This window comes from Streptomyces scabiei 87.22, from assembly GCF_000091305.1.
Taxonomy (GTDB): Bacteria; Actinomycetota; Actinomycetes; order Streptomycetales; family Streptomycetaceae; genus Streptomyces; species Streptomyces scabiei.
On record NC_013929.1, the window covers coordinates 9,242,600 to 9,256,771 of the forward strand.

At 72.0% G+C, this 14,172-nt stretch carries 9 protein-coding genes; 1 reads left to right on the forward strand and 8 read right to left on the reverse strand.

The window, feature by feature from the left end; all coding sequences use genetic code 11:
- Window positions 1-334 precede the first annotated feature (334 nt).
- A complete protein-coding gene (locus SCAB_RS39840) occupies window positions 335-3,343 on the reverse strand; it encodes a helix-turn-helix transcriptional regulator (RefSeq protein ID WP_013005721.1) in 3,009 nt (1,002 codons plus the stop codon).
- 283 nt (window positions 3,344-3,626) lie between these two features.
- On the reverse strand, window positions 3,627-4,916 hold the full coding sequence (locus SCAB_RS39845; protein ID WP_013005723.1) for an alpha-L-fucosidase: 1,290 nt from the start codon (window positions 4,914-4,916) through the stop codon (window positions 3,627-3,629).
- 234 nt (window positions 4,917-5,150) lie between these two features.
- Between SCAB_RS39845 and SCAB_RS39850 the strand changes: the two genes are divergently transcribed.
- Window positions 5,151-5,573, forward strand: coding sequence for an SseB family protein (locus tag SCAB_RS39850; protein ID WP_013005724.1), 423 nt, complete (start codon window positions 5,151-5,153; stop codon window positions 5,571-5,573).
- A 72-nt stretch (window positions 5,574-5,645) separates the two neighbouring features.
- Here SCAB_RS39850 and SCAB_RS39855 read toward each other — a convergent pair whose 3' ends face one another.
- From SCAB_RS39855 to SCAB_RS39880, 6 genes are all read right to left on the reverse strand, one after another.
- Window positions 5,646-6,047, reverse strand: coding sequence for a MarR family winged helix-turn-helix transcriptional regulator (locus tag SCAB_RS39855; protein WP_013005725.1), 402 nt, complete (start codon window positions 6,045-6,047; stop codon window positions 5,646-5,648).
- 74 nt (window positions 6,048-6,121) lie between these two features.
- Window positions 6,122-6,475 carry a VOC family protein gene (locus SCAB_RS39860; protein ID WP_013005726.1) on the reverse strand — a complete coding sequence of 118 codons (354 nt, stop codon included), beginning with the start codon at window positions 6,473-6,475 and terminating at the stop codon, window positions 6,122-6,124.
- Between the two features lie 278 nt (window positions 6,476-6,753).
- On the reverse strand, window positions 6,754-8,991 hold the full coding sequence (glgB, locus tag SCAB_RS39865) for a 1,4-alpha-glucan branching enzyme (protein WP_013005727.1): 2,238 nt from the start codon (window positions 8,989-8,991) through the stop codon (window positions 6,754-6,756).
- Between the two features lie 4 nt (window positions 8,992-8,995).
- Entirely contained in the window at window positions 8,996-10,396 is a 1,401-nt protein-coding gene (locus SCAB_RS39870) for a maltokinase N-terminal cap-like domain-containing protein (RefSeq protein ID WP_013005728.1), read from the reverse strand.
- Window positions 10,397-10,425: 29 nt separating this feature from the next.
- Window positions 10,426-12,147 (reverse strand): maltose alpha-D-glucosyltransferase, encoded by a 1,722-nt coding sequence (gene treS, locus SCAB_RS39875; protein WP_013005729.1) that lies wholly within the window; start codon window positions 12,145-12,147, stop codon window positions 10,426-10,428.
- A complete protein-coding gene (locus SCAB_RS39880; RefSeq protein WP_013005730.1) occupies window positions 12,144-14,159 on the reverse strand; it encodes an alpha-1,4-glucan--maltose-1-phosphate maltosyltransferase in 2,016 nt (671 codons plus the stop codon). Before SCAB_RS39880 ends, treS begins: the two co-directional genes overlap by 4 nt.
- Window positions 14,160-14,172 lie beyond the last annotated feature (13 nt).

Here is a 14,172-nt window from a genome sequence, read left to right on the forward strand (position 1 = left end):
CACGGGTTCAGTGGAGCGGGCCCAGGCCGTCCGGGGCGGCCCGGCGGCGTCGGCACCGGAGCGGCCGACGGGGCGGAGCCCGGTCGCCGCCGCCCCCTCCGCGGCGGCGACCCGGCGTGTCCGGACCGGCCGTCGCGTGCGGGGCGACGGCGGCGGCCGTGGTCGGTAGGGCGTGTTCGGCGAGTTCGGCCGGCATGGTCGGCCCGCCACGTGGTTCCAGAAGCGATCGTTCCGGACGGCGGGCGTGCCCGGTATCGGGGAGACTACGTAATCGGGCGCGCCGCGCACCCCGCCGCCGCGTCACGACCGCGCCCGATCGCGTGCCGAGGAGCGCTCACACGCCCCCGTCACGCATTTCCTCGCGCACCTGCAGCGCCGCCAGCGCGGCACGCGACGTCACACCGGTCTTGCGGTAGATGCGGGAGAGGTGGGTCTCGACCGTACGCGGGCTGAGGAACAGACGTTCGGCGATGGCGGGGCTGGTCAGGCCCTTGGCGACGAGAGCTGCGATCTCCCGTTCCCGCGGCGACAGCACCGCCAGTTCCTCGGACGCCGCCTCCCGTGACGGCCCGTCGGCGCCCCCGCTCGGACGTACCCCCGCACCGCTCGCCGGACCTGCCCCCGCTCCGGCCACGGCACCGGCCACCGGACCCGCGCCCGGACCGGTCACCGCGCCCGCCACGAGACCCGCGCCCGGCTCCCCGCCGTTCCCGCCCGCGACCTCCGGAGCGGTCGCCGCCAGCGGGCTCGTCACCTCTCCCGCCGTCCGCTCCGCGTCGAGGACCGTCGGCCGGATCACCTCCGCGAGGCCGGTCAGCAGACGGGCCTCTCCCTCGGTGCTCAGCCGCAGGGCGCGCTCCCACATGGCCCGGGCCCGGGCCGCGCGTCCCGCGGACGCGGTCAGGGGCGCCCCCAGCAGCAGCGTCTGCGCCTCCCACAGCCGGCCCCCGCCCCGGGCCGCCTCCGCCGCGGCCCGCTCGAACAGGTCGGCCGCGGCCGCCACGTCGCCGTCGGCCAGCGGCACATGCGCCGAGCTGCGCAGCGCCGACGCCCGCTGCGCCACGAGACCGAGCCGCTCCGCCTCCTTGCGGGCGCGGTCCGCCCACTGCCGGGCCTGATCGCGGTCCCCGGCGACCACGGCGGCGGTCACCAGGATCTCCATGAACAGGGGCCGCATGCTCGGCTGCAGGCCCCCGAGATCCTCCCCGCCCGCCCGGATCACCGCCGCGCGGGCCCGCGCCGGATCACCGGTGTGGAGCGCGGCGTACCCGAGCATGCACCAGGCGATGGACGCCCACCAGCGGGTGCCGGCACCGGCCCGCGCCACGGCCTCCTCGGCGACGGCCAGCGCGCCACCGTCGCCCGGCGGGAGAGCGGGGACCAGTGCCTGGGCCTTCGACGCCAGGACGAACGCGAGCAGTTCGTCGCTGCCGATGCCCCGGGCGATGGTCTCCGCCTCTTCGGCGAGTTCCAGGGCCGGCCCCAGCCGCAGGGTCATGACCTGGATGTGGGACAGGCACAGCAGCAGATGCGGCACCACGTAGAGCAGGCCGCCCCGTCGGGCGATGGCGAGACCACGCCCGGCGTGCCGTTCGGCGTCGGCGTACCGTTCGAGGAACGCCTCCGCCCAGCCGAGCCGGGCAAGCGGTTCGCACAGGCCCGCGAGATCCTGGTCGGTGAGGGAGTCGATGAGCGCGCCGGCCCGGTCGGCGGCCTCGGCGGCGGCCACCGTGTTCCCCTCGTACGCCTCCCCGAGCGCGGTGACGGCGAGCGCCCCCGCCTCCGCGACCTCGTCGCCCAGTGACCGGGCCAGCTCCAGCGTGCGGACCACGTCGTCGCGCACGTCCGGGTAGGAGCTGGCGTGCGGGGCGGACGAGCCGAGTTCCAGGCCGAGTTGGACGGTCTCCGCGGGGGAGAGGTCGGCGCCGCGGGCCAGTTCGCGGCGCAGCAGGGCGATGGCCTCCGCGTACCGGCCCAGATGGCGTTCCATGACCGCGCACAGGGTGACCGCGCCGGCCCGTACGCCGTCGTCGGTGCCCGGCGGCGACAGACTGATCACCTCGTGCAGCAGGTCCCGGCTCTCCAGCAGCCCGCCGCAGGCGCCGAGCGCCTCGGCCCGGCGCAGCATGAGGTCGCGGCGCAGCGCCCCGTGCGCAGGCCGCTCCGGCAGATGGGTGAGGGCGACGCCCAGCCAGTGCGCGCTGCTCGCCGGCGCGGTCGCGGCGGCCTGCCGGGCGGCCTCGGTGAGGACGGTCACTGCGTCCGGGTCCCAGCCGGTCAGCGAACGTTCCACGTGATGCGCCCGCTCGGTGACCGGCGCCCCGATCCGGGCCAGTTCGGCGGCGGCGAGGTGGTGCATCCGGGTGCGCAGCAGGGGGTCGGTGGTGTCGTGGACGAGGGACCGCAGCACGGGATGCCGCAGGGCCCAGCGGCCGTCGGGCCCCGGCCGCGCGAGATCGCGGGCCGTCAACTCCCTCAGATCCGCGTCGAGTTCGATCTCGTCCCGCCCGGTGACGGCCGCCACCAGCGCGGGTGCGGCATGGTCACCGAGCACGGCCACGGCCTGGACCGTGGCGCGTTGGGCGTCGGTCAGTGGAGTCAACTCGTCCAGGAGCAGCGAGCTGAGCCCCGCAGGTCTGCCCGCCTGGAGCAGCGCCAGGAGGTACAGCGGATTGCCCTCGCTGGCCGCGTACAGCTCGGCGGCGAGGGCGGGCGGCCGGTCCGGGGCGAGCGCCGCGAGACAGTCGGCACGGTCCAGGGGGCCCAGCTCCAGCCGCAGCACCGTCCCGGTCTCCACGCCCCGGGTGAGCGAGGCGACGAGCCGGGGAGAGGTCTGCCGTTCGCGGCGCGCCACCACGATCACCACCGGCGCGCGCCGCGGAGGGTGCCGTACCAGGTGGTCGAGCAGTTCCAGGGACGCCGGGTCCGCCCAGTGCACGTCGTCGAGCGCCACCACGAGGCCCTTGCCGGTGCGGGCGACCCGGGCGAGGAAGGCCGCCGCCGCACGCTGCATCGCGAAGCGGTCCAGGGTGTGCGCCTCGGTGAACGGGGACGGGATCCCGGTCTCGGAGTCGAGGTCCGCGAGGGCGTCGGCGAGTGGCTGGTAGGGCAGATGCTGCTCGTACTCGGTCGCCCGGCCGCGCAGCACCGTCATGCCCCGCTCCCGCGCCAGCGCGCAGAACTCCGAGACGAATCTGCTCTTGCCGATGCCCGCCGCGCCGGTGACGTCGACGACGGCCGGGCCGGGGGCGGGGACCGCCGGGCCGTCGCCGGTCCCCGTCAGTCCGTCGAGTATTCCGGCGAGCCGTGCCAGCTCGGTCTCCCGGCTCACCAGCGGAGCCACGTCCCACGGCAATGCGATTCCCCCCGAAGGCGGCCCCGGGCCGTCCGGAGCCCATCCGGAGAGCCCTGATCACGCACCTCCGGCCGATTCCCGAAGATTGTACGTAGCTCCAGGCAGGCAGGCAGGCAGGCGGCCCGGTCTCCTGGCCCTGCTCCGGCGCCAACGTCTCCGTGCCCGGTACGAGTTACGGCGCGCTGTTCGTGCCCGGCTTCGGCGCCTCCTTCCCGCACGCCCCCGCTTGCCGCCCACAGGTGCGGGTCCTGACCGTCGACCGGCTCCTCGGTCAGTCGCGGCCCGTACCCCGGTAGAGGTCCAGCTCCCCCTCCAGCTCCAGCGCGAGCACGGTCGCGTACGGGTCGAGGTCGGCCTCCTCGGGGGCGTCGATCCAGGTCACACCGGGCACGGCGTCCAGGCCGCCGATCACCCGGTGGCCCAGTTCGGTGCCCGTGCCGACGACGGTGACCCTCCGGACCGGATTGCGCAGCCCCCGCACCGCGACGGACTCGCGCGGTACGTCGAAGCACGTCAGATACAGGGTGCGCCGGTCGGCGGAGAGAGTGCTCGGGCCGTAGTGGTGCCCGGCGGGCAGCCCGGCGACCGTTCCGTGGACGGCCTCGGAGTGCCGCGCGATCCATGCGCCGAGCCCCTCCAGCCGCTCGACCTGCTCCGCGGGGATCGTCCCGTCCGCCCGGGGACCGACGTCCAGCAGCAGATTGCCGCCCATGCCGATCGTCTCGGTGAAGTAACGCACCAGCTGCCGAACCGACTTGTGATTGTGGTCCGCGTGCTGGAAACCCCACGAGTCATTGATCGTCAGACACAACTCCCAGGGGCCGCCGGGCGCTTCGAGCGGTACCCCCTGCTCGGGGGTGGCGTAGTCGCCGCGGCCGAGCATACGGGCGTTCAGAACGGTGTCCGGGTTCTCCGCGAGGATCAGGTCGGCCAACTCCGTGATGCGCCACTGCTGTTCGGTGCGTTCCCACTCGCCGTCGAACCACAGCAGATCGGGGCGGAACCGCTCCACCAGCTCCTTCACCTGGCCGTCACGATAGGCCAGGTAACGCTCCCAGGCCGCAGGGTCCTCCTCGCCGGGTGCGGCGTGCGCGTAGGGGTTGGCGTCGTTGCCGCCCGGGTGCGTGTGCGACCACCGGTCGATCTCGGGGTGGCGCAGGCTCGCGTAGTCCGGGTGGTTCCAGTCGGAGTGCGAGTAGTAGAGGCCGACTTTTAGACCCCGCTCGCGCAGCGCGTCCACGTATCCGCCGATCAGGTCCCGGCCCGCCGGGGTGCGCCGGACGACGTCCAGTTCGCCGTGGGCGGTGTCCCACAGGGCGACGCCGTCGTGGTGGCGTGCGGTGAGCACCGCGTATCCCGCGCCCGCCCGGGCGAACAGCCCGGCCCAGGCCGACGGGTCGTAGGCGGACGCGGTGAAGCCGTCCAGCTGTTTCATGTACCGCTCGTGCGTCACCTCGCCCCAGTAGAAGGACCAGGACTCGGGCACCCCGTCCACGGCGTAGATGCCGTAGTGGATGAAGATGCCCAGCTTGGCGGCGGGAAACCAGGGTTGCATGGTCATACGGTCACGCTAGGCGGCGGGCTCCGGAGGGCGCGTGGGTGCCGGTCACCACTACTGGTCCGTTCTCACCTCGAACCGGGAACGGCCGGTCCTGCCCCGTGTGCCACGGAGCGGTGGGCCGTATCCGGAGCTGCACATGAGGAGTGCGCGCGTCCGTGTCGGGTACGCGCAGGGCGACGCGCCCGGTGCGGACGCCGTTCCGGGCGGCCTTTCCATCACTACCTGGGATCTTTCATGGACATCTCCCCCAACGGTCACCACGCGCCCCAGGCCGTATCGCCGGCCCAGCGCGCGCTGACCGTGCTCGCCTTCGACACCCACGACGAGGCCGCGCTGAGCACCCTCGCCGACAGCGACGTGCTGATTCCCGTGCCGGACGACGCCGACGAGGCGGCCGTGAGTGACCCGACGGCCGTGGCGCTGCCGGTTCTGGAGCAGCCCGGCGGTGAACAGATCGTGCCGGTCTTCACCTCGGAACCCGCGATGGCCGAGGTCCTGCCCTATGTGGCGCGCTACCGCCTGGTGCCGCTGGGTGCCCTCGCCTCCCAGTGGCCGGCCGACGCCGACCTGTCCCTCACCATCGACGCCGGCTCCCCGCACGGTCTCACCCTCGACGCCCACGACGTGGGCACCCTGCTGGGAAGGCAGGCCGGCTGAGCCGGAGAGCCGGTCCGAGAAGCGGGGACCGCAGCCCCTCGTGCCCGGCCCGGCCGGGTGGCGGGCGGGCTGTCAGTCCTGCCGGAGCGTGCGGGCCAGGGCGTCGCGCTGCAGCGGGAGCGCCTCGGCGTGCAGCGCGCGGCCCTTGTCCGTGAGGGCGACCCATACGCCGCGCCGGTCCTCCGCGCACACGGAGCGTTCCACCAGGCCGTCCTTCTCCAGTCGGCCGATCAGCCGGGACAGCGCGCTCTGGCTGAGGTGGACCTTCTCCGCGATGTTCTGCACCCGGCACAGGTCCCCGGCGGCGGTAGCGGCCGCCAGGCCGGACGCGAGGATGTCGAGCACCTCGAAGTCGCTGGCGCCGAGGCCATGCGGATGCAGGACGCGGTCGATCTCGCACATGGTGCGGGCGTGCACGGACAGGATGTCCCGCCACTCGTCCTCAAGCCGGGCGTCGGCCGTGTTCGCTGCCATATGTGCACGGTAACAGAGGACGAGGTGGTTGTTGCCTGTGCAACTAGTGCAGGTGCAACGAACGCGGCCGGTGTCTACTCCGCCGCGGTGTCCTGGAGCAGTCCGATCAGGTTCCCGTCCGGGTCCTTCACCGAGCCGATGAGCCGGCCGCCGCCCACGTCGTGGACGTCCTCCAGCGTCTCGGCGCCGGCGCCCAGCAGGCCCGTGAGCGTGGCCCGGATGTCGGTGACGTGCCAGTAGGGCACGGGCCCGGTCATTCCCTTCGCGTGGCCGTTGGGGTCCAGGCCCACGTCCTGGCCCGCGTCCTTGAAACCGACGTAGTACGCCGAGTCCGCATACGGCTCGACCCCCAGCAGGGCGCTGAACAGGGCCTTCGCCGCGGCCAGGTCCTTGACGGGGTAGATGACGGTCTTGAGTCCGGCGGTCATGGGGTGCTCCTCGGGGGTCGTTCTTCTGGTCGCTGTGTACTGCGCTCAACGCTAGGGCGGGGGCGCGTCGGCGGGCTTCTCCGATCCTGACCGATCGGCTCGGAGGGCTGTCCGTGCGTGGGTGGGTGCGGGTGGGCGGGGGCTGGTCGCGCAGTTCCCCGCGCCCCTAAGAACCCGGGCCCTGCGGGCCTGAAAAGCACGGGGCGCAGCCCCTGCTTTTCAGGGGCGCGGGGAACTGCGCGAGAAGGCCCCACTCACCCGCACGCGAACCGCAACACCTAGGCCGGGCGGAGCCACACCGTGGCCAGGGGTGGCAGCGTCACCCGGACGCTGCCCGACCGCCCGTGCCACGCCACCGGCTCGACCGCGACGGGCCCCGGGTCGTGCACGCCACCGCCCCCGTACATCACGGCGTCCGTGTTCAGCACCTCGACCCATGCGGGGACCTCCTCGGGGACACCGAGCCGGTACTCCCGCCGTACGACCGGACTGAAGTTGGACACCGCCAGGAGAGGCACCCCCTGCGCGTCGAGCCGCAGGAACGCGAAGACGTTGTCGTCTGCGGCGTCGCCGCACACCCACTGGAAACCGGCGGGATCGGTGTCCCGCTGCCAGAGCGAGGGCGTCCGCCGGTACACCGCGTTGAGGTCGCGGACGAGGTCGCGCACCCCCCGGTGGTCGGCCTCGGCGCCGTACCCCGGGTCGAGCAGCCACCACTCCGGGCCCTGCGCCTCCGACCACTCGGCCCCCTGCGCGAACTCCTGTCCCATGAAGAGGAGTTGCTTGCCGGGGTGGGCCCACATGAAGCCCAGGTACGCCCGGTGGTTCGCCCGCCGCTGCCACCAGTCGCCCGGCATCTTCGACACCAGCGCCCGCTTCCCGTGGACGACCTCGTCGTGGGAGATGGGCAGGACGTAGTTCTCGCTGTACGCGTACACCATCGAGAAGGTCATCTCGTCGTGGTGGTACTTGCGGTGCACCGGCTCGTGCTCGATGTAGCCGAGCGAGTCGTGCATCCAGCCCATGTTCCACTTCAGGCCGAAGCCGAGGCCGCCGCTGTCGGTCGGGCGGGTGACGCCGTCCCAGGCCGTGGACTCCTCCGCGATGGTCACCACGCCCGGCGCGCGCCGGTACACGGTCGCGTTCATCTCCTGGAGGAAGGCGACCGCGTCCAGATCCTCGCGACCGCCGAACACGTTGGGGGTCCACTGGCCCGAGTCGCGCGAGTAGTCGAGGTAGAGCATCGACGCCACCGCGTCCACCCGCAGCCCGTCGACATGGAACTCCTCGCACCAGTACACCGCGTTCGCCACCAGGAAGTTGCGCACCTCGGTACGGCCGAAGTCGAACTCGTACGTGCCCCAGTCGGGATGCTCGGCCCGCCGGTTGTCCCCGGGTTCGTACAGCGGTTCCCCGTCGAACCGCCCGAGCGCCCAGTCGTCCTTGGGGAAGTGCGCGGGGACCCAGTCCAGGATCACCCCGACACCGGCCCGGTGCAGGGCGTCGACCAGGTACTTGAAGTCGTCCGGGGAGCCGAGCCGCGCGGTCGGGGCGTAGAAGCCGGTGACCTGATAACCCCAGGACCCGCTGAACGGGTGCTGGGCGACCGGCATCAGCTCGACATGGGTGAAACCGAGGTCGCGGACGTACTCCGGCAGCACATCAGCGAGTTGACGGTACGTCAGTCCCGGTCGCCAGGACGGCAGATGGACCTCGTAGACGGAGAACGGCGCCTCGTGCACCGGAGTGTCCCCGCGCCGCGCCATCCAGTCCGCGTCGCCCCACTCGTAGTGCGAGGCGGTGACGACGGACGCCGTCGCGGGCGGTACCTCCGCCCGGCGGGCCATCGGGTCGGCCTTGAGCAGACGGTGGCCGTGGCGGGAGGTGATCTCGAACTTGTAGTGGGCGCCCTCGCCCACCCCCGGCAGGAACAGCTCCCAGACCCCGGACGACCCGAGGGACCTCATCGGGAACGCCGTCCCGTCCCAGCAGGCGAAGTCGCCGGCCACCCGGACACCCCGGGCGTTCGGGGCCCACACGGTGAAGCGGGTGCCGGTCACGCCCTGGTGGGTCATCGGTTCGGCGCCGAGCGCCTTCCACAGCTGCTCGTGCCGCCCCTCACGGATCAGATGCAGATCCAGCTCGCCCAGCGCGGGCAGGAAGCGGTACGGGTCGTGCACCTCGTGGTCGGTGTCCTCGTAGGAGACGAGCAGCGTGTACTCCGGGACAGACTCACGCGGCAGCAGGACGGAGAAGAGACCGTCGCCCTCCGAGGCGAGGTAGGTGCGCTCACCGCCGATCACGACGCTCACGGCATGGGCGTACGGCCGCAGCGCCCGCACCGCGATCCCGCCCGCCACCGGATGGGCGCCGAGCAGGGCGTGCGGGTCGTGGTGGGCGCCGGAGAGCAGCCGCGCACGGTCGTCGGGGGCCAGGGGAGGGGCCGGCACGGTCAGCCGGGGTCCGCGCGGGGGCGGGCCCGCCGCCTCGGGGGGAGTGGTGTCGCGCAGGGCCACGGTCTCAGTCTCCTCTCACGGCGAGACGCTCGATCGCCGCCATCGGTACGGGAAGCCAGTCGGGGCGGTGCCGGGCCTCGTAGAGCACTTCGTACACGGCCCGGTCCGTCTCGTAGGCGCGCAGCAGGCCGTGCTTCTTGCGCGGGTCCCAGCCGGCGTGGGCGGCGTAGCCCGCGCAGTACGCCTCCCGGCAGCGGCGTGCCCACTCCGGGCGCCAGGGGCGGCGCTGCCGGGCCGCGTAGTCGAAGGAGCGGAGCATCCCGGCGATGTCCCGCACCGGCGACTGGGTGCCGCACCGCTCCGCCAGCGGACGGGACGGCTCGCCCTCGAAGTCGATGACGAACCACTCCCGGCCGGCCCGCAGCACCTGCCCCAGATGCAGATCGCCGTGCACGCGCTGCGCAGGCGGACCCACGTCGCAGGAGAGCAGGGCGCGGAAGGCGGTGCGCAGACCGGGGACGAACGGCCGCAGGGCCGGTACGGAACGGGCGGCGGCGTCCAGGCGCTCGGTCATCGCGGCGGCCGTGCGCCCGTTCTCGTCGTGGGCGCCCGAGGGGAAGGCGGAGGCCAGCGCCAGGTGGACCTCCGCCGTGGCCCGGCCCAGCTCCCGGGCCTGCGCCGTGAAGTCCTGACCGGCGGCGAGCGCGCCGAGCGCCAGCGTCCAGCCGTCCGACGCGTCGGGCAGGAACGGCTGTAGCACACCGAGCGTCGCCGGGAACGGATCCGTCGTCCGGAACCAGGCCACGGGCGCCGGTACCCGGCCGCACCCCTGCCCGGCGAGCGCGCCCGGCACCTCCAGGTCGGGATTGACCCCCGGCTGGATCCGCCGGAACACCTTCAGGATGAACGCGTCCCCGTACACCAGCGAGGAGTTGGACTGCTCGGCGTCCAGCAGTCGGGGCGCGAGCCCCTCCGGCACCCGTACGTCCGGGTCCGCCTCGAAACACAACGGGCCCGCCGAGCCGGGGTGCCTGAGCCGTTCGAGCAGCAGCCGGGCCGAGCGGGGGTCGTACAGCGCGTCGTACACGCTGAGACCCGCGAGCGGGCCCTTCCGCGCCTGCCCGATGAGCGCCCGGGCGAGACGCGGGACCTGGTGCTCCCGCACACCGAGCAGCAACTGATAGCAGTCGCCGGCGGGTGCGCCGCCCGGCGAGGGCACCCCGCCGTGGCCGGCGCGACTCGGCTGGCCGGTGTGCACGAGCAGGTGCAGACAGCCCGGATACAGCTCGGTCATCGACAGCAGGGCGAGGTCCGTGACCGGCCGGTCCTTGCCGGCGAACCAGCGCTGCCGGGGCAGCCAGTCGCGCAGCAGCCCGGCCAGCGAGGTCATGAGGTCGGCGGCGGCCTCGCCGGTGCTCGGCCCGCCGCTGCCCGGCCGGAGCAGTGCGGTTGCGGTCTTCTGCATGGTGACGCGTCCTTTCGCCGGGCCGCGCCTCAACGCCCTGGGGCGGCGGCGCGGGTGAGGACTCGGGAGAGCCGGAACCAGTAGAAGCCGTGGCCCGCGAGGGTGAGGAGGTAGGGGAGTTCGCCGATGGCGGGGAAGCGGACTCCGCCGATGAGTTCGACGGGGTGGCGTCCTTCGTGGGCGCGCAGGTCGAGTTCGGTGGGCTGGGCGAAGCGGGAGAAGTTGTTGACGCAGAGCACGAGGTCGTCGCCGTGTTCGCGGAGGTAGGCGAGGACGGAGGGGTTGGTGGAGGGGAGTTCGGTGTAGGTGCCCAGGCCGAAGGCGGGGTTCTGTTTGCGGATCTCGATCATGCGGCGGGTCCAGTGCAGCAGCGACGAGGGGGAGGACATGGAGGCTTCGACGTTGGTGACCTGGTAGCCGTAGACGGGGTCCATGATCGTGGGCAGGGAGAGGCGGCCGGGGTCGCAGGAGGAGAATCCGGCGTTGCGGTCGGGGGTCCACTGCATGGGGGTGCGGACGGCGTCGCGGTCGCCGAGCCAGATGTTGTCGCCCATGCCGATCTCGTCGCCGTAGTAGAGGATCGGTGAGCCGGGCAGGGACAGCAGCAGGGCGGTGAAGAGTTCGATCTGGTTGCGGTCGTTGTCCAGCAGGGGGGCGAGGCGGCGGCGGATGCCGATGTTGGCGCGCATGCGGGGGTCTTTGGCGTATTCCGCGTACATGTAGTCGCGTTCTTCGTCGGTGACCATTTCGAGGGTGAGTTCGTCGTGGTTGCGGAGGAAGATGCCCCATTGGCAGCTGGAGGGGATCGCCGGGGTTTTGGCGAGGATTTCGGAGACGGGGTAGCGGGATTCCCTGCGGACGGCCATGAAGATGCGTGGCATGACGGGGAAGTGGAAGGCCATGTGGCATTCGTCGCCGCCGCTGGCGAAGTCGCCGAAGTAGTCGACGACGTCCTCGGGCCATTGGTTGGCTTCGGCGAGGATGACGGTGTCGGGGTAGTGGGCGTCGATCTCTTTGCGTACCCGTTTGAGGAAGTCGTGGGTGGCGGGGAGGTTTTCGCAGTTGGTGCCTTCCTGCTGGTACAGGTAGGGCACCGCGTCGAGGCGGAAGCCGTCGATGCCGAGGTCGAGCCAGAACCGCAGGGCGGAGATCATCTCTTCCTGGACGGCGGGGTTCTCGTAGTTGAGGTCGGGCTGGTGGGAGAAGAAGCGGTGCCAGAAGTATTGTTTGCGGACGGGGTCGAAGGTCCAGTTGGAGGCTTCGGTGTCGACGAAGATGATGCGGGCGTCGGGGAATTGTTTGTCGTCGTCGGCCCAGACGTAGTAGTCGCCGTAGGGTCCGTCGGGGTTGTTCCGTGATTCCTGGAACCAGGGGTGCTGGTCGCTGGTGTGGTTCATGACGAAGTCGATGATGACGCGCATGCCGCGTTGGTGGGCGGCGTCGACGAATTCGACGAAGTCGGCGAGGTCGCCGAATTCGGGGAGGACGGCGGTGTAGTCGGAGACGTCGTAGCCGCCGTCGCGGAGGGGGGATTTGAAGAAGGGCGGGAGCCAGATGCAGTCGATGCCGAGCCACTGCAGGTAGTCGAGTTTGGCGGTGAGGCCCTTGAGGTCGCCGACTCCGTCGCCGTTGCTGTCCTGGAAGGAGCGGACGAGTACCTCGTAGAAGACGGCGCGTTTGAACCAGTCCGGGTCCCGGTCCTTCTGCGGCGTGTCCTCGAAGGTGTCCGGAATGGGGTTGTTCGTCGTCATGGTGTGGCTGAACCTCCGGTCCGCGCCGAGGCGGACGTGCTGTCGACGGGCAGGTGGACATGGAGGACGTGCGCGGGTGCCCGACCGGGTTCCAGCCGCACGTAGTTCGTCCTTCCCCATCGGTAGCTCTCCCCGGTCAGCTCGTCGCGCACGGGCACGTCGTCGCCTGCGCCGAGGCCGAGCTGCGGCATGTCCAGCGTGACCGTGGCCTCCTGGGCGCGGTGGGGGTCGAGATTGACGACCACCACGACCGCGTCCGGGCCGGAGCGCTTGCTGTACGCGATCACCGCGTCGTTGTCCGTGTGGTGGAAGCGCAGGTTCCTGAGCCCCTGCAGTGCGGGGTGGCGCCGTCGGATGTCGTTGAGCGCGGTGATGAGCGGCGCGATGGTGCGTCCCTCGTGTGCGGCTGTGTCCCAGTCGCGGGGGCGGAGCTGGTATTTCTCGGAGTCGAGGTATTCCTCGCTGCCGGGTTTGAGGGGGGTGTTCTCGCACAGTTCGTAGCCGGAGTAGATGCCCCAGGTGGGGGAGAGGGTGGCGGCGAGGACGGCGCGGAGTTCGAAGGCGGGGCGGCCGCCTTCCTGGAGGAAGGCGTGGAGGATGTCGGGGGTGTTGACGAAGAAGTTGGGCCGCATGTAGGCGGCGGCCTCGCCGGCGAGTTCGGTGGCGTACTCGGTGAGTTCGGCCTTGGTGGTGCGCCAGGTGAAGTAGGTGTAGGACTGCTGGAAGCCGGTGGCGGCCAGGGTGTGCATCATCGCGGGGCGGGTGAAGGCCTCGGCGAGGAAGATGACGTCGGGGTCGGTGGCGTTGATGTCGGCGATGACCTGTTCCCAGAACACGACCGGTTTGGTGTGGGGGTTGTCGACGCGGAAGATCCGCACGCCGTGGTCCATCCAGTGCCGCAGGATCCGGGTGGTCTCGGTGACGAGGCCGGGCAGGTCGGCGTCGAAGGCGATGGGGTAGATGTCCTGGTACTTCTTCGGCGGGTTCTCCGCGTAGGCGATCGTTCCGTCGGGGCGGTGGTGGAACCACTCGGGGTGCTTGTCCACCCAGGGGTGGTCCGGGGAGCACTGCAGCGCGAAGTCCAGGGCGATCTCCATCCCCAGGGCGCGTGCCTCGGAGATGAAGTGGTCGAAGTCGTCGAGGGTGCCGAGGTCGGGGTGGACCGCGTCGTGGCCGCCTTCGGGGGAGCCGATGGCCCAGGGGACGCCGACGTCGTCGGGGGTGGGGGAGAGGGTGTTGTTGCGGCCCTTGCGGAAGGTCGTCCCGATCGGGTGGATCGGGGGCAGGTAGACGACGTCGAAGCCCATCGCGGCGATGGCCGGCAGCCTGCGGGCGGCCGTGCGGAACGTTCCGTGGGGCTGGGCGGGGGTGCCCTCGGACCGGGGGAAGAACTCGTACCAGGAGCCGAACAGGGCCCGTTCGCGTTCCACCAGCAGCGGCAACGGCTCGGAGGAGGTGACCAGCTCCCGCAGGGGATGACGGGCCAGGACCTCGTCCACCTCCGGCGCCAACGCCGCCGCCAGCCGGTCGGCGACCGGAACGGTGTCGTCGCGGAGTCTCCGTACGGCCGTCAGCAGCACCGCGTGCAGGTCCGCCTCCGGCACACCGGCGGCGGCGCGCGCGTAGAGCTCGGCGCCCTCCTCCAGGACGAGCCCGGAGTCGATGCCGGCCGGGATCTTGATACGGGCGGTGTGACGCCAGGTGGCGATCGGGTCGCTCCAGGCCTCGACGCGGTACGTCCACCGGCCGACGGAGGTCGGAGTGACGCAGGCGCCCCAGCGGTCGGTGCCGGGGGCCAGCTCGCGCATCGTGGTCCACGGGGCCGGGCGGCCCTCCGGATCCTTGAGCACCACATTGGCGGCGACCACACCGTGTCCCTCCCGGAAGAGCGTCGCGGTGACCTCGAAGGTCTCACCGACGACTGCCTTCGCGGGACGCCTGCCGCACTCGACGAGCGGGCGGACGTCCCTGACGGGGACGCGCCCGACGGCCGGGGCCGGGATCGGGCTCATGGGTCTCACCTCC